We start from the raw sequence: 23,060 nt of genomic DNA on the forward strand, positions 1-23,060 counted from the left end.
GCCGGGCCAGCACGGCTCTATTTGTAGCAGACTTTCTTCGCCGCCTCGATGATCCGCGCGCTGTCGATAAGCGCTGCCTTCTCCAGATTGGCGGCGTAAGGCAGAGGCACATCCTCGTTGGTGACCCGCATCACCGGCGCGTCGAGATCGTCGAAGCCCTGCTCCATGCACAGCGCGACAATCTCGCTCGCGATCGAGCAGGTCGGCCAGCCTTCTTCGGCCACCACCATTCGGTTGGTCTTGGCCAGACTCTTGAGCACGGTTTCCGTGTCGAGTGGCCGCAAGGTGCGCAGATCGATGACCTCCGCCTCTATCCCCTCGCCTGCCAGTGTGTCAGCAGCTTCCAGCGCCAGACCGACGCCGATCGAATAGCTGACGATGGTAACATCGCTGCCTTCGCGCATGATTCGCGCCTTGCCGATTGGCAGCGTATAATCCTCGATCTCCGGAACATCGAACGAGCGACCGTAAAGCAGCTCGTTTTCCAGAAACACCACTGGATCGGGAGTCTGGATAGCCGCTTTAAGCAAGCCCTTGGCGTCCGCTGCATCATAAGGCGCAATGACGATCAGGCCGGGAACAGCCGCATACCAGGGACCGTAATTCTGGCTATGCTGCGCGCCCACGCGGGATGCCGCACCATTGGGACCGCGGAAGACAATCGGGCAGCGCATCTGGCCGCCGGACATATAATTGGTCTTCGCCGCCGAGTTGATGATCTGGTCGATCGCCTGCATTGCGAAGTTGAAAGTCATGAATTCGACAATCGGCTTCAATCCGCCCATCGCCGCACCGGCACCAATGCCGGCAAAACCATGTTCGGTAATCGGCGTGTCAATCACCCGTTTCGCGCCAAATTCGTCGAGCAGCCCCTGGGTTACCTTGTAGGCGCCCTGATATTCGGCGACTTCCTCGCCCATCACAAAGACCGTGTCATCCTTGCGCATTTCTTCCGCCATCGCATCGCGCAGGGCTTCCCGCACGGTGATCGAGGCCATTGCCGTGCCCGCCGGAACCGACGGGTCATCAGCCCGCGAGACCGGCGCCGGCGGCGCGACCTCCATGATCTCGGGCTTGGCTTCGTCCGCCGGTTCGGGCTTGGCCTCCTCCTTCGCTTCGCTGGCCGGAGCGGCTTCGTTGCCGGATCCGGCTTCTTCGCCTTCGCCGGTCATTTCGGCAATTACCGTGCCGACCGCGACCTCGTCGGTTCCGGCCGCGACCAGAATTTTCGAAATCACGCCTTCATCGACCGCTTCGAATTCCATCGTTGCCTTGTCGGTTTCGATTTCCGCCAATATGTCGCCGGAGCTGACTTCGTCACCTTCCTTGACAAACCATTTCGCCAATGTGCCTTCTTCCATCGTCGGCGACAGCGCGGGCATTTTCAGTTCGATCGCCATCAATATTGCTCCACCAGCACGTCAGTATAAAGTTCGGACAATTCCGGTTCGGGTGACTCTTCGGCGAAATCCGCCGCCTCCATCACGGTCTTCCGGACCTTCTTGTCCATCGCTTTCAGCTCGTCTTCCTCGACGCCCTGCTTCAGCAGGGCCGCCTTCAACCGTTCAATCGGATCGGATTTCTCGCGCACGTCCTGCACTTCGTCGCGGCTGCGATATTTCGCCGGATCGGACATCGAGTGGCCACGATAGCGATAGGTCTTGAGTTCCATCAACACAGGACCACCGCCGCTGCGGACATCCTTCAACGCTTCTTCAATCGCGCCGCGAACCGCCAGCACATCCATGCCGTCGACCTGCACACCGGGAATGCGGAAGCTTTCGCCGCGACGATAGAGCTGGTCTTCGGCAGACGAGCGATTGACGCTGGTGCCCATGGCATATTGGTTATTCTCGATCACGAAAATCACCGGCAACTGCCAGAGCTCGGCCATGTTGAAACTTTCATAGACCTGCCCCTGGTTGGAAGCACCGTCGCCGAAATAGGCCAGACAGACACCGCCATCTTCCTTGTATTTATGGGCAAAGGCGAGACCGGTGCCAAGCGACACCTGCGCGCCGACGATACCATGGCCGCCGTAGAAACCATGATCGACCGAGAACATGTGCATCGAGCCGCCCTTGCCTTTCGATATGCCCGAAGCCCGGCCGGTCAGCTCGGCCATCACGATATTCGGATCAATCCCGCAGGCAAGCATATGGCCATGGTCGCGATAGCCGGTTATCACGCTGTCCTTGCCGGGACTGATTGCCGACTGCAGGCCGGTCACCACCGCTTCCTGACCGATATAAAGATGGCAGAAACCGCCGATCAGACCGAGGCCATAAAGCTGCCCGGCCTTTTCCTCGAAACGCCGGATGAGCAACATCTGTTCGTAAAACTCCAGCATTTCTGCTTTCGTTGCCTTGTAAATGGGAGCCTTCAAGCCTCCGGTCGACTGAACGGCCGACTTGGCTTTCGCCGGCGCGCGCTTCGGCGTCGCAGGCTTCTTGGCTGGGGTGGTTTTCCTGGGAGCTTTTGCCACGCTAGCGGGATCCTTCTTTTGACTAGCAAATAGCATAGCCAATAGTGGTCCGTTACCCAAGCACTTAGGTTCGGCGAACGATTAAATATTCAGCATATGGACGGAAACGGCTTGTCGCTATTTCAGAGGAACGATGATTTCGTCCGGATGGATGACGTTGACCTTCTTGCGCAACAATTCGCCGATCAGATCCGGATCGGCGCCTCGCGGATCGAGCAGCTCTACCCTGTTCTTAAGGGCGTCCCGCTCGGCCTCCAGCTTGGCCAGTTCAATGCCGCGCTGTTCCAGCTTTGCCTGATATTCCCCCCAGGCCAGCACGCCGGTTGGACCGAGCACGGCATAGCCGGCAATGGCAAGCAGGGTCATCAGGGCGAACCCCGGCCCGAGAGCCGCTTTGATCAGACCTGAAATTTTTTCGTGCTGCGCCATATTTCACCTTGAATCAGAAAAGTGATTCGCTGGCAAGGGGCTTAACACCCATTTTGGCAGATCAGCGCCCAAACGCCCCGCGGAAACGAGGAACCGGCGGTCAGCTGAAGATCGAGCGTCCTGCATAATGGGCGACATTGCCGAGTTCTTCCTCGATCCGGATCAGCTGGTTATATTTCGCAAGCCGGTCCGACCGCGCCAGGCTGCCGGTCTTGATCTGGCCGCAATTGGTCGCAACCGCGAGATCGGCAATGGTCGAATCTTCGGTTTCGCCGGAACGGTGCGACATCACCGCGGTGTAGGACGCATTATGCGCCATCCGCACCGCCGCGAGCGTTTCCGAAAGCGTACCAATCTGGTTGACCTTCACCAGCAGCGAATTGGCCAGACCGTCGTTGATACCCATAGACAGACGCTCGGGATTGGTAACAAACAGATCATCACCGACCAGCTGCACACTATCACCAACGGCATCGGTGATCAGCTTCCAGCCTTCGAAATCATCCTCCGACATGCCGTCCTCGATCGATTTGATCGGATAGTCCTTGCACAGTTCGGCGAGATAATCGGACATTTCCGCCGGGCTGAGCACCTTGCCCTCGCCCGAGATATGATATTTGCCGTCGCGGAAAAATTCGGTAGCAGCGCAATCGAGCGCCAGGACCACTTCGTCGCCGATCTTGAATCCGGCTTTTTCAACCGAAGCCATGATGAAGTCGAGCGCCTCACGGGTCGACCCCAGATTGGGAGCAAAACCGCCTTCGTCGCCGACTGCCGTCGCCAGCCCTTTTTCGGACAGACCCTTTTTCAGCGTGTGAAAGATTTCAGAGCCCCAGCGGACCGCTTCCGACAGGCTGCCGGCGCCCACCGGCATGACCATGAATTCCTGGAAATCAATCGGATTGTCGGCATGTTCGCCACCGTTGATGATGTTCATCATCGGCACCGGCAGAACATGAGCCGAGACGCCACCGACATAGCGATAGAGCGGCAGACCGCGCGCATCGGCTGCTGCCTTTGCCGCCGCCAGGCTGACGCCCAAAATGGCGTTGGCGCCCAGCCGCGCCTTGTTAGGCGTACCGTCGAGGGCGATCATCGCCGCATCCAGCTCTTCCTGGTCTTCGGCATCCAGATCGGTCAGTGCTTCCTTGATTTCGCCATTGACCGCCTCGATCGCCTTGAGGACGCCCTTGCCGAGATATTTGCTCTTGTCGCCATCGCGCAGTTCAACCGCTTCATAAGCGCCCGTAGACGCACCGGAGGGAACCGCCGCGCGGCCAAAACTGCCGTCTTCCAGCAAGATATCGACCTCCACCGTCGGGTTGCCCCGGCTATCCAGGATCTGGCGGGCATGAAGATCGATTATTGCGGTCATGATGGAGCTCCGAATGAAGGATAGATGTTGGCCACGGCCTTAATGCGATGACCGGCTTCTTGCAATCCATTGAACCGCTTTTCTGTCCGCTTTCCCCTTGTTTCATAGGCAAATGATACCATTTCGAGTAAACGGGGACCGCAAATGGAACGCTTTCCGCTTGTGGAGTGTTGGCAAGAGACAATGAAGAAGGAATAGTGATCATGGCAGAAGTCAAGAAATCAACCGCGAAGACCACTGCGAAGAAACCCGCGACGAAAAAACCGGCAGCCAAAAAGACCACTGCTACCAAGGACACGTCCGAGGTGCGCAGCACGAAAGCGCAAAAGGCAGCGCCCTTGAAAGCCGGCGCGACCAAGGCTGCGGCTGCATCGCCTGACGCCAGCGCCAATACCACCGGCGATTTCAAGGAACGCGCGGTATCGAAAGCCAAGTCGGCCGCCAGCCAGGGCAAGGAGCGCACCGGCACCGCGATCGAAAATCTGAGCAAGATGATCGAGGATAGCGCCAAAACCATCGACGATAATGTCGGCGAGAAATATGGCAATTATGCCCGCTCGGCCGCTGACGCCGTATCCTCCTTTGCCGAGAAGCTGAATTCGAAGGAAGTCGACGAAATCGTCGAAGACGCCCGCGAATATGTTCGCAAGAGCCCGGCCGTGGCGATCGGCGCGGCAGCGGTTGTCGGATTTCTCGTTTCCCGTCTGATCAAATCAGGGATGGATGACAACGACGCATGAGTCTATCGTGGCTGATGAACAGCCGCGGGTGACTGATGTTGCAGGACAAGGAAATTCCAGTTTTGGATGATGAACGTCTTTCCGAAGACTCCGCCACAGCTTTTGCCGATGAAGCGGACGCCAAATCGCTGAAATCGCAGATCACCGGCCTGATCGATGATGTGCGCGTTCTGGCCCATGCTGAAATGGAATATTATCGCGCAAAATTGTCGGTCAACATGGCGGCGACCAAGCGCATAGTGACGCTGGCCGGCATCGGCATCATTTTCGGCATAATGGCTATCATTGCGCTGATTTTGGGAATATTGCTGGTGCTGGCGGACCATGTCGGTCCGCTGGCCGCAACCGCTATTGTCACCGGCCTCACCTTGCTGGTCGCGGCAACGACCATGGGCGTGGCCATAAAGCAGGCGAAAAAGCTGCCGCTGGATGAAACCGATGCATGAGATTGACAATGCCGCACAATAATGACGATATCTTCAGCCTGCGCAATCTGGCGATCAACCGCGACCAGGCGCGCGCCGACCTGAAACGGGACACGGCGGAGACCAGGGAGCGGCTGAAACCGGCCAATCTCGTGTCCGAAGCCAAGAGCAAGGCAACGCAGCGGATGCGCGACGCCGGCACCAGTGCCGTCAACGGTATTCGCGCCAATCCCGGCCTGTCCGCCACCGTTGCCGCCACCGCGACGCTGATCGCGATGCGCAAGCCGATTGCCAGACTGATCGCCAACCGCAAGACATCCGAGCCGGATCAAATCGAGGAATAGAGCATGAACAAATTGACCGACAATATCGACAAGGCCCGCGCAGCGTCCCGGGAACGGCTCGAATCGGCCAGGGATATTGCCACCGAAAGCACGGCGGCAGCGCGTGAGAAAATGTCTGAAAGCAAGGCCCGGGCCGCGGCACTGCTCGGCGAAGGCCGCGAGAAAGCGGCCGAACGCGTGGCAGCGACCAAGGATGTCGCCAAGAAGGCCGCCGCCAAATCGGAAGAGACGATCACCAATAGCCCGCTGGCGATTGTCGCGGGTGGTGCAGCGCTTGGCGTCCTGATCGGCGCGCTGCTGCCCAAGAGCAAGGCCGAAGGCAAATATGTCGGCGCCGCCGGACGCAAGATCAACGAAACCGCGAAAACCGCCTATGAAGCAGCCAAGGATGCCAGCCGCGACCAGATTAGCGAGATGGGCCTGACCAATGACAATATGCGCGAACAGTTCAAAGATATGTTTGGCAAAGCGATCGAGGCTGCTAAGACCGCGATGGCCGCGGCACAGGATGCGGTAAAAGAAGAACATCAGGGCAAGAAATGAAAGAGCAACGCAGCAAAATGCATCTGGTCATGGGCGGACGGGTCAAGGATCCGCGCGGTCTGGAATTTGTCAATCTCGACAAGATCGATCTGGTCGGCGTCTATCCCGACTATGACGAAGCCGAGGACGCCTGGCGTTCAAAGGCCCAGATGACGGTCGATGACGCCGAAATGAAATATGTTGTCGTCCACCTGCACAAGCTGCTTGAGCCGGACGTTCCGCTGGAAGACCAGACGCCTGCGCAAGACTAGGCGTTGCGAAAACGCCACCTGAGCAACGGTCTGGTCAGCAGAAGACCGGCAACAAATCCGCCGATATGCGCGAAGATCGCGATCCCCTGCAAGCCGCCGCTGGCCGCGACCCCGATCATCAACTGAATACCGACCCAGGCCAGCGTCAGCCAGACAATGCGGACAATATGGCCCGGGATCGGGCCGACCGGATCAACCCGGTTGCGCGCAAACAACAGCGCATAGGAACCGAGCAGAGCAGAAATAGCGCCGCTTGCGCCCACCATCGGGACCAGCGAATCGCTGTCGACTGCATATTGCGCGAAGGCCGCCGCATAGGCACCGGCCACGTAGATCAGCGCCGTTAGCTGCACGCCCATCGCCTGTTCGACAAAGCGCCCGCAGAACAGCAGCATCAGCATGTTGAAGCTGAGATGCAGCAGGCCGCTGTGCAGGAAGGCCGATGACAAGGGCGTCAGCCAGGCCGGCACCATCCAGCCATAGGCGGCAGGATCCAGAGAATCGCCGCTGAACCGGACCGGAAACATGCCGCCGCGCAGGAACGCCTCCTGCTGCCAGCCGAAAACCCAGACCAACAGGAAGATCACGACATTGGCTATGATCAGCCAGTTGGTCAGTTTTCCCGCCGGAATTTGCATCTGGTCTAGATAAACTCGATCTTGTCGAGCAGGAAATATTTGTCGCCCGCCGGCACCGTCACCTCGATTTCGTCACCGACGCTGCGGCCGATCAGGGCGCGGCCGATTGGCGAGTTATAGCTGATTTTGCCGGCTTTGGCATCGGCTTCCGCCTGACCGACCAGCTGGTATTTCACGGGCTTGTCGTCCTCGTCGAGCAGGGTCAGCGTCGCGCCGAACACCGCCTTGTCACCAGACAGGGTCTTGGGATCGATGATCTGCGCGCGGGAGAGCTTGTCCTCGAGATCGCTGATCGTTGCCTCGACCTGGCCCTGCCGTTCCTTGGCCGCGTGATATTCGGCATTTTCAGAAAGATCACCATGCGCCCGCGCGGTCTCGATCGCGTCGACGATGACCGGCCGTTCAGCCTTCAGCGCCTTCAGTTCGGCCTCCATCTTGGCGTGGCCTTCAACGAGCATTGGTACTTTTTCAACAGCCATTAGATTGGCCTTTCCTTACTGATACGCTGCCGATTCCTGCCGTGCAGCGTCAAAAACAGTTTTCCGGCGCCCCTCCCCGGAGAAGCGCCCGCAGTGTGACGAAATGTCGGAAAATTAAGTCTGCGAAGCCTTGTAATAGGACTGTAACGCGCGAACTTCAAGAGTCTCGTCACGCAAAGCCTCGATCGCCTGCATTACCGCATTGCTCGCGGTCGCGGTTGTATAGATCGGAATCTTGCCAACCAGCGCCGCCGCCCGGATCGATTTGGAGTCCTTGGTCGACTGCCAGCCCTCGGTGGTGTTGAAGATCAGGTTGATATCCCCGTCCTTGATCCGGTCGACAATATGCGGGCGGCCCTCGGCCACCTTGTTGACCTTCTCCACCGCGATCCCGCGCTCCGCCAGATAGGCGGCCGTTCCCGACGTTGCGATCAGCTTGAAGCCCAGCTTTTCGGCCAGACGCGCCGCCGGTTCGATGACCTTCTTGTCGGTTTCCTTGACCGAGATGAAGATCGTGCCGCTATCGGGCAGCCGCGTATTGGCGCCAAGCTGCGACTTGGCAAAGGCAATCGGAAAGCTCTGGTCAATGCCCATCACTTCGCCGGTCGATTTCATTTCCGGCGACAGCACCGGATCGATGCCGGGGAAACGGTTGAACGGGAAGACCGCCTCCTTGACCGCGATATAGTCGATATGCCGGTCAATTGTCGGCAAATCTTTCAGCTTCTCTCCGGCCATCACGCGGGACGCGATCTTGGCAATCGGCACGCCAATCGCCTTGGCGACAAAGGGCACGGTCCGGCTGGCCCGTGGGTTGACCTCGATCAGATAGACTTCGCCATCCTTGACCGCGAACTGGATATTCATCAGGCCGCGGACTTTCAGGCCGAAAGCCAGCGCCTCGGTCTGCCGCTCCATTTCGGCGATAATATCGTCGGGCAGGCTGTACGGCGGGATCGTACATGCGCTGTCACCCGAATGCACGCCGGCCTCTTCGATATGCTGCAGCACGCCGCAGACCACCACCTGGTCACCATCGCAGATCGCATCGACGTCGACTTCGACCGCGTCGCGCAGATACTGGTCGACCAGCACCGGCTGATCGCCCGACACCTGCACCGCCGTGTTGATATAATCTTCCAGCTGCGCCGGACCGTCGACGATCTCCATCGCCCGTCCGCCGAGCACGAAGCTCGGCCGGATCAGCACCGGATAGCCGATGCGCTCGGCAATCTTCACCGCTTCGTCGCGGGTCCGGGCCATACCGTTTTCCGGCTGTTTGAGTTTCAGCTTGTTGACCAGCCGGGCAAAACGCTCACGATCCTCGGCCAGATCGATGGCATCCGGCGAGGTGCCAAGAATCGGAATACCCGCGTCCTCCAGCGCCTGCGCCAGTTTCAGCGGCGTCTGTCCGCCAAATTGCACGACCACGCCGACCAGTTCGCCCGACTGTTGCTCGACGTGCAGGATTTCCAGCACATCCTCGGCGGTCAGCGGCTCGAAATAGAGCCGGTCGGAGGTGTCATAGTCGGTGGAGACGGTTTCCGGGTTGCAGTTGACCATGATCGTCTCGAAACCGGCGTCCGACAGCGCGAAACAGGCGTGGCAGCAGCAATAGTCGAACTCGATCCCCTGCCCGATCCGGTTCGGACCGCCGCCGAGAATGACGATTTTCTTGCGGTCAGACGGCTGCGCCTCGCATTCCGGTTCCCCGAAAATCGGCGCTTCGTATGAGGAATACATATAGGGCGTCTTTGCCTCGAATTCCGCCGCGCAGGTATCGATCCGCTTGAACACCGGACGGACGCCCAGCTTGTGCCGCAAGGCCCGGACTTCGGCTTCGGTGGTCGCGCCCGCCATCGCGGCCAGCGCGTCATGGACCAGCCCGTGGCCTTCGGCGACGGCGCGTCCGGTGCCGCCGGCAACATGGACCGAATCAATCGCCAGCTTGGCCAGCCGCTCGTCGGAAAAGCCCATGGATTTCAGCTTGCGCATGCCCTGCGCATCATTGGGCAGACCATTGTCCATGATCGCCTGTTCGGCATCGATGATTTCGCGGATCCGCGACAGGAACCAGGGATCGAAACCGGCGATATCGTGGATCTCCTGGTTGGAGAAACCTTCGCGCATCGCCTGGGCGGCAACCAAAATCCGGTCCGGTGTCGCCAGCGCCAGGGCTGCGGCAATATCTTCCCGCGGCGCGCCGATCAGATCCTGCACCCGGTTGAAACCGTCGAGTCCGGTTTCCAGACCGCGCAGTGCTTTCTGCATGGATTCGTGGATATTCCGGCCGATCGCCATGACTTCGCCGACCGACTTCATCGCGGTGGAAAGCAGCGGCTCGGCGCCCTTGAACTTTTCAAAGGCAAAGCGCGGAATCTTGGTGACGATATAGTCAATCGTCGGCTCGAAGGACGCGGGGGTCGCGCCGGTAATGTCATTGTCGATCTCGTCGAGCGTATAGCCGACCGCCAGTTTCGCCGCGACGCTGGCAATCGGGAAGCCGGTCGCCTTGGACGCCAGCGCCGAAGACCGCGACACGCGCGGGTTCATCTCGATAACCACGAGCCGGCCGTCCTTCGGATTGACCGCGAACTGGACGTTGGAACCGCCGGTTTCGACGCCGATTTCACGCAGCACCGCAATGCTGGCGTTGCGCATGATCTGATATTCCTTGTCGGTCAGGGTCAGCGCCGGGGCCACGGTGATGCTGTCGCCGGTGTGCACGCCCATCGGATCGACATTCTCGATCGAGCAGATGATGATGCAATTGTCGGCCCGGTCGCGGACGACCTCCATCTCATATTCTTTCCAGCCGATCAGGCTTTCGTCGATCAGCACCTCGTTGGTCGGCGAGGCTTCCAGCGAGGTCCGCACATAATGGACGAATTCCTCCCGGTTATAGGCCACGCCGCCACCGGTGCCGCCCATGGTGAAGCTCGGCCGCATGATCGCGGGCAGACCGATATTCTCGAGGATTTCCATCGCCTGTTCTTCGCTATGCGCCACGGCGCTGCGCGGGCTTTCCAGCCCGATCTTGTCCATCGCCGCCTTGAACTTCTCGCGGTCCTCGGCCTTGTCGATGGCTTCGGCATCCGCGCCGATCATCTCGACGCCATATTTCTCCAGCACGCCCATCTTGTTCAGCGAGAGCGCCGTGTTCAGCGCCGTCTGCCCGCCCATCGTCGGCAGGATCGCGTCCGGCCGTTCCTTCTCGATGATCTTCTCGACAATTTCCGGCGTGATCGGCTCGATATAGGTCGCGTCCGCCATTTCCGGATCGGTCATGATCGTCGCCGGGTTGGAGTTGACCAATATGATCCGGTAGCCCTCTTCCTTCAGCGCCTTGCACGCCTGCGTGCCGCTATAATCAAACTCGCAGGCTTGGCCGATAATGATCGGGCCGGCGCCAATGATGAGGATGGATTTTATGTCAGTTCTTTTAGGCATTAAAAGTGCTTACGCCCCAGTTCTACTAGTTTTTCAAATGCTTGTTGATCAAGCCGAGTGGTTTGAGAGAGTTTACCCGGCTTTTCGCGGGTAGTGCGTCCATAGGTATCAATTTGGATAAACTTTTCTTTCCCACAATCAACCAACCTGACGGTGGCAGAAGCCACTTCATCATGAGGGGTTGCGTTATCCAACGTTTCGACATCAAATTTTCGGACGGTTGCCATTCGTTATGCTCCCAATATTTCTGCAAATTTATTGAACAGCCCAAAACTGTCCTTCCGGACAGCATCCGCCGTGGAACGATCAAACAAACCCTTCACGCCGGATTCTCGTCAGAAATCTCGCCATTCTCGTTGCAGGCAAAGCAGCCCCAACCGTCATGGTCGATGTCATATTCGCTCTCGATCTCGAGGCATTTGCGAGTCAGTTCGCGGATCGTCTCGCGCTTGGTGTCGAGGTCGATCTGCAGTTCGATCACCCACTCGCCATCCTCATTGGAGACCAAGGCCGAGCGAAAGCCCCATTTGGCCGCATCATTCTTCAGCTTGTTGAGATCGGCAACCGCGCCGACAAATTGCACGTTAATCTCGCGCACAACATGCGACAAATCGCCGCCCGCTGCCATATTTTGCAGGATTTCGTCATCAATTGCCCATTCTTCGGCAAGATGTGCAGGATCAATCGGTCCGCTCATTTGGTCAGGCCCCCGACAAATTTCTCGAACAGATAGAAACTGTCCTGCGGGCCGGGGCTGGCTTCGGGGTGATATTGCACGCCGAATGCGCGCTTGCCGATGATTTCGATGCCGCAATTGCTGCCGTCGAACAGGCTCTTGTGGGTTTCGTGAATAGTGTCGGGCAGCGTTTCGCTGTCCACCGCAAAGCCATGGTTCATGCTGGTGATCTCGACCAGCCCTTCGGTCTCGGCCCAGCCGCCGCCGATCCGCTGCACCGGATGATTGGCACCGCGATGGCCCTGATGCATCTTGACCGTCTTGGCGCCCGCCGCGAGGGCGAGCATCTGGTGGCCAAGGCAGATGCCGAACAGCGGAATATCCGCTTCCAGCAATTGCTGGATCACCGGAACCGCATAGGAACCGGTCGCCGCCGGATCGCCGGGGCCATTGGACAGAAACACGCCCGCCGGTTTCAAAGCCATGATTTCTTCGTAGGAAGTTTCAGCAGGAACTACAGTGACTTTTGCGCCAGCCTTAACAAGGTTTCTGAAGATATTGCGCTTTGCGCCATAATCAATCGCCACAACATGCGGACGGGTTGAAGATGCTTCCAATTCTTCCAATGGCGCATAGCCATGACCGAGCCGCCACGCTCCGCCCTTGTCCCACAAATGCGTCTGGTGCCCGGTCACTTCCTTGGCCAGATCCAGACCTTCCAGCCCCGACCAGGCCCGCGCCTTGCCGAGCAGTTCATCGATATCGAACTGGCCCTCGGGATCATAAGCGATCACCGCATTGGGCGCGCCCGCTTCCCTGATCCGCCGGGTCAAAGCCCTTGTATCGACACCGGAAATGCCGATCCGGCCCTGTTCGGCCATCCACTGGTCAAAAGGCTTCTGGTCGCGGAAATTGGACGGTGCGGTGATATCCTCGCGGACGATACAACCCAGCGCGTGCGGGCTATCCGCCTCGACATCCTCCTCGTTGGTGCCGACATTGCCGATATGGGGAAAGGTGAAGGTGACAATCTGCCCGGCATAGCTGGGGTCGGTCATCACTTCCTGATAGCCGGTCATCGCGGTGTTGAAGCAGACTTCCCCGACCGCAGAGCCGGTTGCGCCAAAGCCGCGTCCCCATATTATTGTGCCATCGGCCAATACCAATATCCCTGTTGCACCCTCGGGAGCGGCGGGATTATGGGCATGGGTCATGGGCGGTTCCTTCGGGTCGGTGACAGGCGCAAAATTTCACGGGACCTAGAACCAGATTTCTGGCGTCACAATCTATGAAAAATATTATCTTCCCGCTATGGTGGTAGCTTATTCCAAAAATATGAGGAAAGCCATGATTCGCGAGACCGTGAAAGCCGCGCAAATTGCCGCCATGAAGGCCGGTGACAAGGATCGCACCGCCGCGACCCGCAGCATATTGGCAAAGATCAAGGACAAGGATATCGAGCTGCGCACCAAGGATGCCGCAGCGGACGATGACGCCATGGTCACCGATGTCCTGCAGAAAATGGCCAAACAGCGCCGCGAATCGATCGCCATGTTCGAAAGCGGCGGCCGCACCGAACTCGCCGCTGCCGAGAAACAGGAACTCGCCGTGATCGAGGAATTTCTCCCCGCGCAACTGAGCGAGGAAGAAACCGCCGCCCTGATCGCCGGAATCAAGACCGAACTCGGCGCCGACAGCATGAAGGACATGGGCCGGGTGATGGGCGAACTGAAAAAGCGCCACGGCACGGAAATCGACATGAGTCAGGCCAGCGCGCTGGTGAAGGCGGCGCTAAGCTGAAAAATCCCCCTCCCGCCTGCGGGAGGGGTTAGGGGTGGGACTGAAAAGAAAAACAGTGGCAGTTTTCAAACCAAGAAATACCGACCGCGCCAAGTCCCTGCGCAACGCAGCCACACCGGCTGAACGAAAGCTCTGGAAATATCTATCGAAACGACAGGTGGGCGGACGCAAATTCAGCCGGCAAATGCCCGTTGGGCCCTATTATGCAGACTTCCTATGCCGCGAACTGGGATTGATCATTGAAATCGATGGATATTCGCATGAGACACAGCAAGACTATGATGCGAAGCGAACAAGGGCTCTTGTCAAGCACGGGTATAAGGTCATTCGATTCACAAATGATGATGTTTTGAACAATATTGAGGGTGTTGTTGGGCGGATTGAGCAAGTCTTGGCTGATATGCCCACCCCTAACCCCTCCCGCAGGCGGGAGGGGGATTTATGACCCTCACCCCGCAATGGCTGGAAGAACTGCGCTCGCGTGTCACGCTGTCGACGCTGATCGGGCGGACCGTGAAGGTGCAGAAAGCTGGCCGGGAATATAAGGCCTGCTGCCCGTTCCATAACGAGAAGACTCCCAGTTTCACGATCAACGACGAAAAGGGCTTTTATCATTGTTTCGGTTGCGGCGCCCATGGCGATGCGATCAGTTGGATGACCGAGCAGCGCGGGCTGGGCTTCATGGACGCGGTCAAGGATCTCGCCGCCGAAGCGCAGATGGAAGTCCCTGCCCCCGATCCCCGCGCGGCGCAGCGACAGGAGGTCCGGGCCACGCTGCATGACGTCATGGCGGCAGCGCAGGACTGGTTTGTCGACCGGTTCAACAGCGCCGAAGGCGCGGCGGCGCGGGATTATCTGAAGAACCGCGGCATTTCGGAAAAGACGATCCGCGAATTCGGTTTCGGCTTCTCTCCCGATTCGCGGGGACAGTTGAAGAATGCCCTGTCGAAACATGGCCTCGACCGGCTGATCGAGGCCGGACTGCTGATCAAGGTCGACGGCAAGGATCCTTATGACCGGTTTCGCGGCCGTCTGATGATCCCGATCCGCGATCCTCGCGGCCGGGTGATCGCCTTTGGAGGCCGGATATTGGGCGACGGCGAGCCGAAATATCTCAACAGCCCCGACACGCCTCTGTTTGACAAGGGCCGGACGCTCTACAATCTCGACAAGGCCTCGCCCGCTTCGCGCCAGACCGGACGGATATTGGTGGTCGAAGGTTATATGGACGCCATAGCCCTGGCACAGGCCGGGTTTAACGACGTGGTTGCGCCGCTCGGCACCGCGCTGACCGAGCATCAGATCGAACGCATCTGGAAGATGGTCGAGGCCCCGATCCTTTGCTTCGACGGCGATAATGCGGGTCAGAAAGCGGCGATGCGCGCTGCAGTGCGCGCCCTGCCCATCTTACGCCCATCGCACAGCCTCAATTTCGTTTCGCTCCCCGCAGGACAGGACCCCGATGATCTGATCCGTGCGGAGGGTGCCCATGCCTTTGCTGCCCTGATCGCCAGGCCGCAGATGCTCGACGAGAAGATTTGGCAAGTCGAATATGACGCAGAACCGCTCAACTCGCCCGAAACCAAGGCGGGTTTAAAGAAACGGCTGTTTGACCATGTCCGCGATATCGCCGATCAGGATATCGCCCAGCACTACCGGCAAGTATTCAACGAACGCTACCAGTCGACCTTCTTTGCCCGGATGGACAATCGTCCCGAAGGCCGGCGACCCCAAAATTCGAACCGCAAGTTCCCGTCGAAATTTGTCTCCTACAAGCCGACGGATGATACAAAATCCTTCCTGATCGAAGGCTATGATCTGCAGATTGCGAAAGGCATATTGGGCGGCCTGATCCGGCATCCGTGCCGGATTTCCAGCCATTTCGAGGAGCTCAGCGCGATCCGGCTGGCCGATTCGACCATGCAGTCCCTGCTCGGCGAACTGATCAATGTCGCCATGCGCAAAGAAACGCTTGATATGCAGGGCCTTCTTACCATATTGGAGAAGACAGATTGTTATAATGTCGCAAAAGGGCTGTTACGGGCCGATGCGCTGAATTTCACTTTCAACCGCAAACTGCCAGACGATGCCCCTTCGCTATTGATCGAACGGGCACATCGGGATTTGGCAGAAGCGATTAAAGTGGTGACCGCGCGCCCCGGACTGGAAGCGGCCCTGGCAGAGGCGACGCGGCGGGTGCAGGATGATCTTACGGAAGAAAGTTATGCCGAGCAGCAGCGCCTTCGCAAAGCGAAGCAGTTATTTCACGAGCGGTTGGTCGAACTGACCCAGATCGACGACACAATATAGTTTTTAATTAGGGGCCTGAGCCATTGGCAAGCAAAGCGAAAAATACCAAAGCCGAAGACGAACCGTTGATCGACCTCAACGACAGCGCGATCAAGAAGCTGATCACCAAGGCGAAAAAGCGCGGCTATCTGACGATTGACGAGTTGAACGAGGCCCTGCCCCAGGATCAGAATGAACAGATTGAGGACGTGATGTCCGCAATTTCCGAAATGGGCGTCCGCATCGTCGAGAATGACGAGGAAGCCGCCGAGGAAATGGGTGGTGACGAAGTCGAGTCGATCGACGGCAAGGACAAGGACAAGAAATCCGCGGCCGCCGCTCCGAAAAAAGCGACCGGTGACCGCACCGACGATCCCGTCCGCATGTATCTGCGCGAAATGGGTGCAGTCGAACTGCTCAGCCGCGAGGGCGAAATTGCCATTGCCAAGCGGATCGAAGCCGGCCGCGACACCATGATCTGGGGCCTGTGCGAAAGCCCGACGACGTTCAACGCGATTATTGAATGGTCCACCGCGCTGAACGACGGCGAAATGCAGCTGCGCGAAATTCTCGACCTTGACGCAATGCTTTCCAAGGATCCGGTTCCGGAGAATCTGGAAGACGCGGAAGATGACGATGATGGTGAAATCAGCGAAAAAACCGCCGGGCCGTCCTTCAAGGACGATGACGAGGTTGAAGACGAGGAATCGGCCGACGGCGAAGATGATGATGAAGCCGGGCTGACCGAACGCCGTACCAAGCGTGTTGTCGAGGAAGAAGAAGAAGACAATACCCTCTCCCTCGCCCAGATGGAAGAAGCGCTGAAGCCCGACGCGCTGGAAAAATTCGCGCTGATCACGTCGGTGTTCAAGAAATTCTCCAAATTGCAGACAACCAGGCTGGAAGCGCTAGCGGCCGGTCAGGATTTTCCGGCCGCTTCGGAGAAGAAATATCACGATTTGCGCGAGGAATTGACCGCGTTGGTCGAAAGCGTGCAGTTTCATGCCAATAAAATCGAGTTTCTGGTCGACCAGCTCTACTCGTTCAACCGGCGCCTGACGACGCTGGGCGGACAAATGCTGCGGCTGGCTGAACGTCACAAGGTACCGCGGCGCGCGTTTCTGGATAGCTATATCGGCAACGAACTTGACGACAACTGGTTGGCAAGCATGGCCAAAGTCGACAAGAAATGGGCGGCCTTTGTCGAAAAGGAAGCCGATGCCGTCGACCGTATCCGGACGGAAATTTCCGACATCGCCAACGCGACCGGCACGTCGCTGGTCGAATTCCGGCGGATCGTCAATATGGTCCAGAAGGGCGAACGCGAAGCGCGTATCGCCAAGAAGGAAATGGTCGAGGCGAATCTCCGCCTCGTGATTTCGATCGCCAAGAAATATACCAACCGCGGCCTGCAGTTCCTTGATCTCATTCAGGAAGGCAATATCGGCCTGATGAAAGCGGTCGACAAGTTCGAATATCGCCGTGGTTACAAGTTCAGCACCTATGCGACATGGTGGATTCGCCAGGCAATCACGCGATCGATCGCCGATCAGGCGCGGACCATCCGTATTCCGGTTCACATGATCGAAACGATCAACAAGCTGGTCCGCACCAGCCGCCAGTTTCTGCACGAGCAGGGCCGCGAACCGACGCCGGAAGAAATGGCCGAGCGCCTGTCCATGCCGCTGGAGAAGGTCCGCAAGGTGATGAAAATCGCCAAGGAGCCGATCTCTCTCGAAACGCCGATTGGTGATGAAGAAGATTCGCATCTCGGAGATTTCATCGAGGACAAGAATGCGATTATTCCGGTCGATGCGGCAATTCAGGCCAATCTGAAGGAAACGGTAACGCGCGTGCTGGCAAGCCTGACCCCGCGCGAAGAACGCGTGCTGCGCATGCGCTTCGGGATCGGCATGAACACCGACCATACGCTCGAGGAAGTCGGCCAGCAGTTCAGCGTTACCCGCGAACGTATCCGTCAGATCGAGGCCAAGGCCTTGCGCAAGCTGAAGCATCCGAGCCGCAGTCGCAAAATGCGGAGTTTCCTGGACCAGTAAAACCGGATGGTCGCACCGGGCTGCTATGGTTTGTAATTCCCTAACAGCCGGTAAACCTACTCTTTAGGTATCGTTGGTATATTCCAAGAATGTTGAGAATGCTTCGGGCATTTTCGTAACTTCATTCGGATATCGGAAACGCGATGCTAGGACAAAACGCACAATTGGTGAGACAGCCAGGGTTCGCTGGCCTGATCGATACTTATGGCAGCGACGCCGTTCCCTATGTCCAGCTGATGGGTGAAGACCTATCCCAGCTGTCGGGGGCTGATATTGCCGATATCGTGCATTTCCTGTGCGTTTTGCACGGACGCCATCCCGGTGTCATCGACCATGCGGCGACCAAGACGGTCGATGATGCAGCGCGGGAATGGCTGATCCAGGCGACCGACGGCTTTGCTGCTGAACGGGCCTTGCTGACAAAATTGACCGTCGCCGCCGGCCCGATTTCGGGTGTGAGCCTTGATGACCAGAGCAATGCCGCGGTGCTGGGCCAGCGGAAGGCGCTGGATATGCTGTCTCAGTCGGAGCGCGCCGGTTGTGCAATCGGAGCGGCCATTGCCCTGGTGGCGGACTGGCATTGCATCAGACATATTCTGGAACAGATTGCCTTGCGCATCGGCGTGGAAGCACGCGCTTCCATTTTGCCGCATGTGGAACAGACAGCCGCGCTCAGCGACAATCTGGCCGCGACACCGGCCCTGGAAAGGGCACTGAATTTCGGGGCCGAACAGCTGCTCAACCAGCATCGCGGACTGTGGCAACTACTGGAAGCGCGCCGGAATATGCGGCTTTCCCGCTAATCCCCCTGCGGATTCCCGAATAAATTAACTAAATGATTAACTTGCCTGGAACGGGAGTTTTCCCTATCGCCTTTGCTTTGACTATTAAGGCAAGGAATAGAATATCATGCGTTTTGACGGCACCAAAGACTATGTTGCAACCGATGATCTGAAGGTTGCTGTCAATGCCGCAATGACCCTCCGGCGCCCCCTCCTCGTCAAGGGCGAGCCGGGCACCGGCAAGACGGTTCTGGCCTATGAAATCGCCAAGGCAATGGGGACCCCGCTGATCGAGTGGAACGTCAAATCCACCACCAAGGCCCATCAGGGCCTCTATGAATATGACGCGGTCGCGCGGCTTCGCGACGGTCAGCTGGGCGATGAGCGTGTACACGATATTTCCAACTATATCCGCAAGGGCAAGCTGTGGGAGGCCTTCACCGCTCCCGAACTCCCCGTTCTGTTGATCGACGAGATCGACAAGGCCGACATCGAATTTCCGAACGATCTGCTGCAGGAACTCGACCGCATGGAATTTCATGTTTACGAGACCAAGGAAACCGTCAAGGCGACGGAACGGCCGATCGTGATCATCACCTCGAACAACGAGAAGGAATTGCCGGACGCCTTCCTGCGCCGCTGTTTCTTCCATTATATCAAATTCCCGGACCGGGAGACGATGCAGGACATCATCAATGTCCATTTCCCTGACATTCAGGGTGTTCTGGTCAAGAAGGCAATGGACATTTTCTACGATGTCCGTGACGTTCCCGGCCTCAAGAAGAAACCCAGCACCAGCGAACTGCTGGACTGGCTGAAGCTGATCCTCAACGAGGACATGCCACTCGAAGCGCTGCAATCCTCCGACAGCAGCAAGGCGATCCCGCCTCTGCACGGCGCGCTGCTCAAGAACGAGCAGGACGTAATGCTGTTCGAGCGCCTGGCTTTCATGGCGAAACGCGAAGCACGCTAAGCAAGGGCAGATAGGATGTTCTTCAACTTCATGGACGAACTACGAGCCGCCGGTATTTCGGCGTCGCTCAAGGAACATCTGGTTCTGCTCGAAGCGCTTGAGAAAGACGTTATCCGGCGCAGTCCAGAGGAATTCTATTATCTGTCGCGCGCAACCTTCGTGAAAGACGAGGGCTTGCTCGACCGTTTTGACCAAGTGTTTTCAAAAGTCTTCAAGGGCATCGAAACTTCCTACGGCACCCAGGAAGAAGATATTCCGCTCGACTGGCTGAAAGCGGTTGCCGAGAAATATCTGTCTGAAGAAGAGATGGAGAAGATCAAGTCGCTCGGCAGCTGGGAAGAAATCATGGAGACGCTGAAAGAGCGGCTCGAGGAACAGCAGAAACGCCACGAAGGCGGGAGCAAGTGGATAGGCACTGGTGGCACATCGCCCTACGGCAATTCGGGCTATAATCCCGAAGGCGTGCGGATCGGCGGCGAAGGCGGTCAGAAGAAAGCGATCAAGGTCTGGGACAAGCGCGAGTTCCAGAATCTTGACAATACCAAGCTGCTGGGCACGCGCAATATCAAGGTCGCGCTCCGCCGGTTGCGCAAATTTGCCCGCGAAGGGGCTGCCGACGAGCTCGACATCGACCGGACAATCAGTGGTACGGCCAAACAGGGCTGGCTCGACATCCACATGCGCCCGGAACGGCACAATGCAGTGAAGCTGCTATTGTTTCTCGACGTCGGCGGGTCGATGGATCCGTTCATCAAGCTTTGTGAGGAGCTTTTCAGCGCGGCGACCAGCGAGTTCAAAAATCTCGAATTTTTCTATTTCCACAACTGCCCCTATGAAGGCCTGTGGAAAGACAATCGCCGCCGCTTTTCCGAGCGCACCAACACCTGGGATGTGCTGCACAAATATGGCCATGACTATAAGCTGATCTTCGTCGGCGACGCATCGATGAGCCCCTATGAAATCACCCATCCGGGCGGATCGGTCGAACATTTTAATGAAGAAGCCGGGGTGACCTGGATGAACCGGCTGACCAACACCTATCCTGCCGCGGCCTGGCTCAATCCGGTACCGGAAAAGCAGTGGGGCTATTCCCAAAGCGTCAAGATCATTCGCGAACTGATGAATGACCGGATGTATCCGCTGACGGTGGACGGTCTGGGCGATGCGATGAAAGAATTGACCCGGAAACAGGGCTGATCGCTAGTCTTCGATTGCGAGCAGCGTCGTTCCGTCGTATTTTTCGGCCTGCGGTTCGAAAACATCGGACCGTTCGAAATGCTGATCTTCGACGAGCACATCCTTCAGCCCGGCAAGCTTGAACGTTGCCAGCTTGATCTCACGTGGCGGCTGACCGTCCTTTTCCAGCGGCACCGCATCGACATGCATCTCGTCGTGACGGGTGTAGAGGATATGGGGCGCCAGCTTGAAGGCCGTTTTGTTATAAGTAGCAGAGACGCATTTTTTCAGCGCAACGCCTTCGAAAAACTCTTTACTCGGTAACATGGCGGCCAATTACCAGATTCCGGACTGATTGCAAGCATATGTTGCAGTGCAGCATAGTCAGTAAAGAAAAAACTCTTTCGACCGTTCTTGCCACTGATTTTCATCGGGCTCCGCTATCGCATCCAGATCGGCTGCAGTGGACGAGGGAGCCTCGATCCACTGCCGCAATGACGGACCGCCATTGATGACATCGAACGCTAATTTATCATTCTCATATTCGTAGGGAAAATCCCGCCACAGCTGATAGCCGCTGTAAAGTTTGCCGATTGCCTTCAATGCCAGAGCCTGCAGTCGCCACGGCCGGAATGCGGAGTGGTCATAAGCCGGTCCCTCGGCATGGATATGGACGCCGTTGCACAGCAGGCCCTGATGCTTGTGAAAGGTCGGTTCGAACCAGATATCCCGCAACAGGCAACCCTCGAGCCATTGCGACGCCATGTCCCGCATTGCCGCCATCACCGAGCGCGCATCGATATCCGGCGCACCGAAAAGCTCCAGCGGACGTGTCGTGCCTCGCCCTTCGGACAGCATCGTGCCTTCCAGCATCACCGTCCCGGCATAGGCGCGCGCCATATTGACATTCGGTGCATTGGGACTGGGATTGATCCAGATGCGATCTTCCGGCCAGCCGAATCCCGGGCCTTCGGGCTGCCAGCCCTGCATCTCGATAACCCGATAGTCGACGTCGAGATCGAAATGGCTGATCATCCAGCATCCCATTTCGCCCATGGTCAGCCCGTGCCGCATCGGCATCGGCCCTGCCCCGACAAAACTTTCCCATCCGTCTTCCAGCAACGTGCCCTCGACGGGTCTTCCGGCAGGATTGGGCCGGTCCAGCACCCACACGGTCTTGCCATGCTCTGCTGCGGCTTCCAGCATATAGCGCAGGGTGGTGATGAACGTGTATATCCGGCAACCGAGATCCTGTAGATCGATCAGGATCGCGTCAAAACTCTCCATCGACTCCGCCGTCGGCCGGCGCACTTCGCCATAGAGACTGAACACCGGAATATCATGGATCGGATCGTTGTAATCGGGCGACTCGATCATATTGTCCTGCTTGTCTCCGCGCAGACCGTGCTGGGGACCAAAGGCGGCGGTCAGGTTGATATCGTCCAGAGCGGACAAGGCATCGAGACTGTGCACCAGATCGCATGTTACCGAAGCCGGATGCGCCAGCAATGCGATCCGCTTGCCCGCCAGCGGCCGGCGCAGTTCGGCGTTTTCGATCAGCCTGTCTATTCCGAATTTCATCAACCTTCCGCTGCCTCCATTTTGAGCGTAAAACCATCCCGGTGGTGGAAATCCGGCCTAGCGCCGGGATGCGCCAAAGCCCAGAGGGATTTCTCTCCATCCTGCGTTTCGATCACAGCCGACAGACCGGCGTCGAGTACGGGTGCCACCCATGGGTCCGGCAATGCCACCGTGGCTTCGAGCGCTATATGCGTGTCGCTGAAATCGATATGAATCTCGGGCGTTTTTGACAGGATGAGCGGCTTCATCCCGGCCCGATAGCGGTCGAATCCATAAGCCGCCCAGTTGCCCGACGGAGAAAAATTGAATTCGCAATATTGCTCGGCCGCCGGCTCGCCGAGGAAAAGTTCGAAGCAGGTGGTTTCCCATAAATTGTCCGCCCGCGCATATTGCTCCAGATCATCCGGCAGTTTTATTTTCCCGGCCTCTCCGGAGACATGATATCGCAACCATATCGTACCGGTCTTTGCCATCGACCATTGGACTGCTATTCCCTCTATTGCCGAAACCGGCGTCGCGGGATGGCTTTGCAAGTTCAAACGCATATTGCGACTTTCGTTGTCCCCA

At 57.9% G+C, this 23,060-nt stretch carries 25 protein-coding genes; 12 read left to right on the forward strand and 13 right to left on the reverse strand.

What is annotated here, in order from left to right:
- Window positions 1–17 precede the first annotated feature (17 nt).
- The 4 genes from ACHZCJ_RS04315 to eno all read right to left on the reverse strand — a co-directional run bounded on the left by ACHZCJ_RS04315 (window position 18) and on the right by eno (window position 4,289).
- Complete coding sequence (locus ACHZCJ_RS04315) at window positions 18–1,400, reverse strand: pyruvate dehydrogenase complex E1 component subunit beta (protein WP_159642113.1); 1,383 nt, start codon at window positions 1,398–1,400, stop codon at window positions 18–20.
- Window positions 1,400–2,485: a pyruvate dehydrogenase (acetyl-transferring) E1 component subunit alpha gene (gene pdhA, locus ACHZCJ_RS04320; protein WP_321324183.1), complete on the reverse strand. Its 1,086-nt coding sequence runs from the start codon at window positions 2,483–2,485 to the stop codon at window positions 1,400–1,402. The genes ACHZCJ_RS04315 and pdhA overlap by 1 nt, the downstream gene beginning before the upstream one ends.
- Window positions 2,486–2,602: 117 nt before the next feature.
- Window positions 2,603–2,914, reverse strand: a complete 312-nt coding sequence (locus ACHZCJ_RS04325; RefSeq protein WP_159642109.1) for a septum formation initiator family protein — start codon at window positions 2,912–2,914, stop codon at window positions 2,603–2,605.
- 100 nt (window positions 2,915–3,014) lie between these two features.
- Window positions 3,015–4,289, reverse strand: coding sequence for a phosphopyruvate hydratase (gene eno, locus ACHZCJ_RS04330; protein WP_321324186.1), 1,275 nt, complete (start codon window positions 4,287–4,289; stop codon window positions 3,015–3,017).
- Window positions 4,290–4,492: 203 nt separating this feature from the next.
- On the opposite strand from eno, the gene ACHZCJ_RS04335 reads away from it, so the two are divergent.
- From ACHZCJ_RS04335 to ACHZCJ_RS04355, 5 genes are all read left to right on the forward strand, one after another.
- Window positions 4,493–5,029 (forward strand): hypothetical protein, encoded by a 537-nt coding sequence (locus ACHZCJ_RS04335; protein ID WP_321324189.1) that lies wholly within the window; start codon window positions 4,493–4,495, stop codon window positions 5,027–5,029.
- Between the two features lie 62 nt (window positions 5,030–5,091).
- Entirely contained in the window at window positions 5,092–5,475 is a 384-nt protein-coding gene (locus tag ACHZCJ_RS04340) for a phage holin family protein (protein WP_321324190.1), read from the forward strand.
- Window positions 5,472–5,798, forward strand: a complete 327-nt coding sequence (locus ACHZCJ_RS04345) for a hypothetical protein (RefSeq protein ID WP_394700026.1) — start codon at window positions 5,472–5,474, stop codon at window positions 5,796–5,798. Before ACHZCJ_RS04340 ends, ACHZCJ_RS04345 begins: the two co-directional genes overlap by 4 nt.
- Window positions 5,799–5,801: 3 nt before the next feature.
- The gene (locus tag ACHZCJ_RS04350; RefSeq protein WP_159642099.1) at window positions 5,802–6,341 is read left to right on the forward strand and encodes a hypothetical protein; all 540 of its coding nucleotides are present in this window, start codon (window positions 5,802–5,804) and stop codon (window positions 6,339–6,341) included.
- Window positions 6,338–6,592, forward strand: coding sequence for a DUF4170 domain-containing protein (locus tag ACHZCJ_RS04355; RefSeq protein WP_159642097.1), 255 nt, complete (start codon window positions 6,338–6,340; stop codon window positions 6,590–6,592). Before ACHZCJ_RS04350 ends, ACHZCJ_RS04355 begins: the two co-directional genes overlap by 4 nt.
- Here the strand turns inward: ACHZCJ_RS04355 and ACHZCJ_RS04360 are convergent.
- The 6 genes from ACHZCJ_RS04360 to carA form a co-directional block, all read right to left on the reverse strand.
- Complete coding sequence (locus tag ACHZCJ_RS04360) at window positions 6,589–7,230, reverse strand: rhomboid family intramembrane serine protease (protein ID WP_321324194.1); 642 nt, start codon at window positions 7,228–7,230, stop codon at window positions 6,589–6,591. The genes ACHZCJ_RS04355 and ACHZCJ_RS04360 overlap by 4 nt on opposite strands.
- Before the next feature lie 5 nt (window positions 7,231–7,235).
- A complete protein-coding gene (gene greA / locus ACHZCJ_RS04365) occupies window positions 7,236–7,709 on the reverse strand; it encodes a transcription elongation factor GreA (protein ID WP_159642093.1) in 474 nt (157 codons plus the stop codon).
- A 114-nt stretch (window positions 7,710–7,823) separates the two neighbouring features.
- Window positions 7,824–11,159 carry a carbamoyl-phosphate synthase large subunit gene (gene carB, locus ACHZCJ_RS04370; RefSeq protein WP_321324197.1) on the reverse strand — a complete coding sequence of 1,112 codons (3,336 nt, stop codon included), beginning with the start codon at window positions 11,157–11,159 and terminating at the stop codon, window positions 7,824–7,826.
- A complete protein-coding gene (locus tag ACHZCJ_RS04375; RefSeq protein ID WP_321324199.1) occupies window positions 11,159–11,386 on the reverse strand; it encodes a hypothetical protein in 228 nt (75 codons plus the stop codon). Before ACHZCJ_RS04375 ends, carB begins: the two co-directional genes overlap by 1 nt.
- 92 nt (window positions 11,387–11,478) lie before the next feature.
- Entirely contained in the window at window positions 11,479–11,856 is a 378-nt protein-coding gene (locus tag ACHZCJ_RS04380) for a ribonuclease E inhibitor RraB (RefSeq protein WP_321324201.1), read from the reverse strand.
- The gene (gene carA, locus ACHZCJ_RS04385) at window positions 11,853–13,049 is read right to left on the reverse strand and encodes a glutamine-hydrolyzing carbamoyl-phosphate synthase small subunit (protein ID WP_321324203.1); all 1,197 of its coding nucleotides are present in this window, start codon (window positions 13,047–13,049) and stop codon (window positions 11,853–11,855) included. The genes ACHZCJ_RS04380 and carA overlap by 4 nt, the downstream gene beginning before the upstream one ends.
- Before the next feature lie 133 nt (window positions 13,050–13,182).
- On the opposite strand from carA, the gene ACHZCJ_RS04390 reads away from it, so the two are divergent.
- The 7 genes from ACHZCJ_RS04390 to ACHZCJ_RS04420 all read left to right on the forward strand — a co-directional run bounded on the left by ACHZCJ_RS04390 (window position 13,183) and on the right by ACHZCJ_RS04420 (window position 20,933).
- Window positions 13,183–13,635 carry a GatB/YqeY domain-containing protein gene (locus ACHZCJ_RS04390; RefSeq protein WP_159642083.1) on the forward strand — a complete coding sequence of 151 codons (453 nt, stop codon included), beginning with the start codon at window positions 13,183–13,185 and terminating at the stop codon, window positions 13,633–13,635.
- A 55-nt stretch (window positions 13,636–13,690) separates the two neighbouring features.
- Window positions 13,691–14,080 carry an endonuclease domain-containing protein gene (locus tag ACHZCJ_RS04395; RefSeq protein ID WP_394700027.1) on the forward strand — a complete coding sequence of 130 codons (390 nt, stop codon included), beginning with the start codon at window positions 13,691–13,693 and terminating at the stop codon, window positions 14,078–14,080.
- Window positions 14,077–15,945: a DNA primase gene (gene dnaG / locus ACHZCJ_RS04400; protein ID WP_321324208.1), complete on the forward strand. Its 1,869-nt coding sequence runs from the start codon at window positions 14,077–14,079 to the stop codon at window positions 15,943–15,945. Before ACHZCJ_RS04395 ends, dnaG begins: the two co-directional genes overlap by 4 nt.
- A 23-nt stretch (window positions 15,946–15,968) precedes the next feature.
- Entirely contained in the window at window positions 15,969–17,981 is a 2,013-nt protein-coding gene (gene rpoD / locus ACHZCJ_RS04405) for an RNA polymerase sigma factor RpoD (protein WP_321324209.1), read from the forward strand.
- Window positions 17,982–18,148: 167 nt separating this feature from the next.
- Window positions 18,149–18,784, forward strand: a complete 636-nt coding sequence (locus tag ACHZCJ_RS04410; RefSeq protein ID WP_321324211.1) for a DUF6975 family protein — start codon at window positions 18,149–18,151, stop codon at window positions 18,782–18,784.
- A 106-nt stretch (window positions 18,785–18,890) separates the two neighbouring features.
- Window positions 18,891–19,736, forward strand: coding sequence for a MoxR family ATPase (locus ACHZCJ_RS04415; RefSeq protein ID WP_159642075.1), 846 nt, complete (start codon window positions 18,891–18,893; stop codon window positions 19,734–19,736).
- A gap of 15 nt (window positions 19,737–19,751) precedes the next feature.
- Window positions 19,752–20,933 (forward strand): VWA domain-containing protein, encoded by a 1,182-nt coding sequence (locus tag ACHZCJ_RS04420; RefSeq protein WP_321324214.1) that lies wholly within the window; start codon window positions 19,752–19,754, stop codon window positions 20,931–20,933.
- A 3-nt stretch (window positions 20,934–20,936) separates the two neighbouring features.
- Here ACHZCJ_RS04420 and ACHZCJ_RS04425 read toward each other — a convergent pair whose 3' ends face one another.
- From ACHZCJ_RS04425 to ACHZCJ_RS04435, 3 genes are read right to left on the reverse strand one after another with little or no spacing between them, the layout of a single operon-like run.
- Window positions 20,937–21,239, reverse strand: coding sequence for a hypothetical protein (locus ACHZCJ_RS04425; protein WP_321324215.1), 303 nt, complete (start codon window positions 21,237–21,239; stop codon window positions 20,937–20,939).
- 57 nt (window positions 21,240–21,296) lie between these two features.
- Window positions 21,297–22,493 (reverse strand): DUF1343 domain-containing protein, encoded by a 1,197-nt coding sequence (locus ACHZCJ_RS04430; protein ID WP_321324218.1) that lies wholly within the window; start codon window positions 22,491–22,493, stop codon window positions 21,297–21,299.
- Entirely contained in the window at window positions 22,493–23,038 is a 546-nt protein-coding gene (locus tag ACHZCJ_RS04435) for a DOMON-like domain-containing protein (protein WP_159642067.1), read from the reverse strand. The genes ACHZCJ_RS04430 and ACHZCJ_RS04435 overlap by 1 nt, the downstream gene beginning before the upstream one ends.
- Between the last annotated feature and the right edge of the window lie 22 nt (window positions 23,039–23,060).

Source organism: uncultured Parasphingorhabdus sp. (genome assembly GCF_963677535.2).
Taxonomy (GTDB): Bacteria; Pseudomonadota; Alphaproteobacteria; order Sphingomonadales; family Sphingomonadaceae; genus Parasphingorhabdus.

Bases quoted from the DNA above. Each gene is read 5' to 3' on its own strand.
- ACHZCJ_RS04315 (WP_159642113.1), bottom strand. From the start codon at position 1,400: ATGGCGATCGAACTGAAAATGCCCGCGCTGTCGCCGACGATGGAAGAA.
- ACHZCJ_RS04325 (WP_159642109.1), bottom strand. From the start codon at position 2,914: ATGGCGCAGCACGAAAAAATTTCAGGTCTGATCAAAGCGGCTCTCGGG.
- eno (WP_321324186.1), bottom strand. From the start codon at position 4,289: ATGACCGCAATAATCGATCTTCATGCCCGCCAGATCCTGGATAGCCGG.
- ACHZCJ_RS04335 (WP_321324189.1), top strand. From the start codon at position 4,493: ATGGCAGAAGTCAAGAAATCAACCGCGAAGACCACTGCGAAGAAACCC.
- ACHZCJ_RS04345 (WP_394700026.1), top strand. From the start codon at position 5,472: ATGAGATTGACAATGCCGCACAATAATGACGATATCTTCAGCCTGCGC.
- ACHZCJ_RS04350 (WP_159642099.1), top strand. From the start codon at position 5,802: ATGAACAAATTGACCGACAATATCGACAAGGCCCGCGCAGCGTCCCGG.
- ACHZCJ_RS04355 (WP_159642097.1), top strand. From the start codon at position 6,338: ATGAAAGAGCAACGCAGCAAAATGCATCTGGTCATGGGCGGACGGGTC.
- ACHZCJ_RS04360 (WP_321324194.1), bottom strand. From the start codon at position 7,230: ATGCAAATTCCGGCGGGAAAACTGACCAACTGGCTGATCATAGCCAAT.
- greA (WP_159642093.1), bottom strand. From the start codon at position 7,709: ATGGCTGTTGAAAAAGTACCAATGCTCGTTGAAGGCCACGCCAAGATG.
- carB (WP_321324197.1), bottom strand. From the start codon at position 11,159: ATGCCTAAAAGAACTGACATAAAATCCATCCTCATCATTGGCGCCGGC.
- ACHZCJ_RS04375 (WP_321324199.1), bottom strand. From the start codon at position 11,386: ATGGCAACCGTCCGAAAATTTGATGTCGAAACGTTGGATAACGCAACC.
- ACHZCJ_RS04380 (WP_321324201.1), bottom strand. From the start codon at position 11,856: ATGAGCGGACCGATTGATCCTGCACATCTTGCCGAAGAATGGGCAATT.
- carA (WP_321324203.1), bottom strand. From the start codon at position 13,049: ATGACCCATGCCCATAATCCCGCCGCTCCCGAGGGTGCAACAGGGATA.
- ACHZCJ_RS04390 (WP_159642083.1), top strand. From the start codon at position 13,183: ATGATTCGCGAGACCGTGAAAGCCGCGCAAATTGCCGCCATGAAGGCC.
- dnaG (WP_321324208.1), top strand. From the start codon at position 14,077: ATGACCCTCACCCCGCAATGGCTGGAAGAACTGCGCTCGCGTGTCACG.
- ACHZCJ_RS04415 (WP_159642075.1), top strand. From the start codon at position 18,891: ATGCGTTTTGACGGCACCAAAGACTATGTTGCAACCGATGATCTGAAG.
- ACHZCJ_RS04420 (WP_321324214.1), top strand. From the start codon at position 19,752: ATGTTCTTCAACTTCATGGACGAACTACGAGCCGCCGGTATTTCGGCG.
- ACHZCJ_RS04425 (WP_321324215.1), bottom strand. From the start codon at position 21,239: ATGTTACCGAGTAAAGAGTTTTTCGAAGGCGTTGCGCTGAAAAAATGC.
- ACHZCJ_RS04430 (WP_321324218.1), bottom strand. From the start codon at position 22,493: ATGAAATTCGGAATAGACAGGCTGATCGAAAACGCCGAACTGCGCCGG.
- ACHZCJ_RS04435 (WP_159642067.1), bottom strand. From the start codon at position 23,038: ATGCGTTTGAACTTGCAAAGCCATCCCGCGACGCCGGTTTCGGCAATA.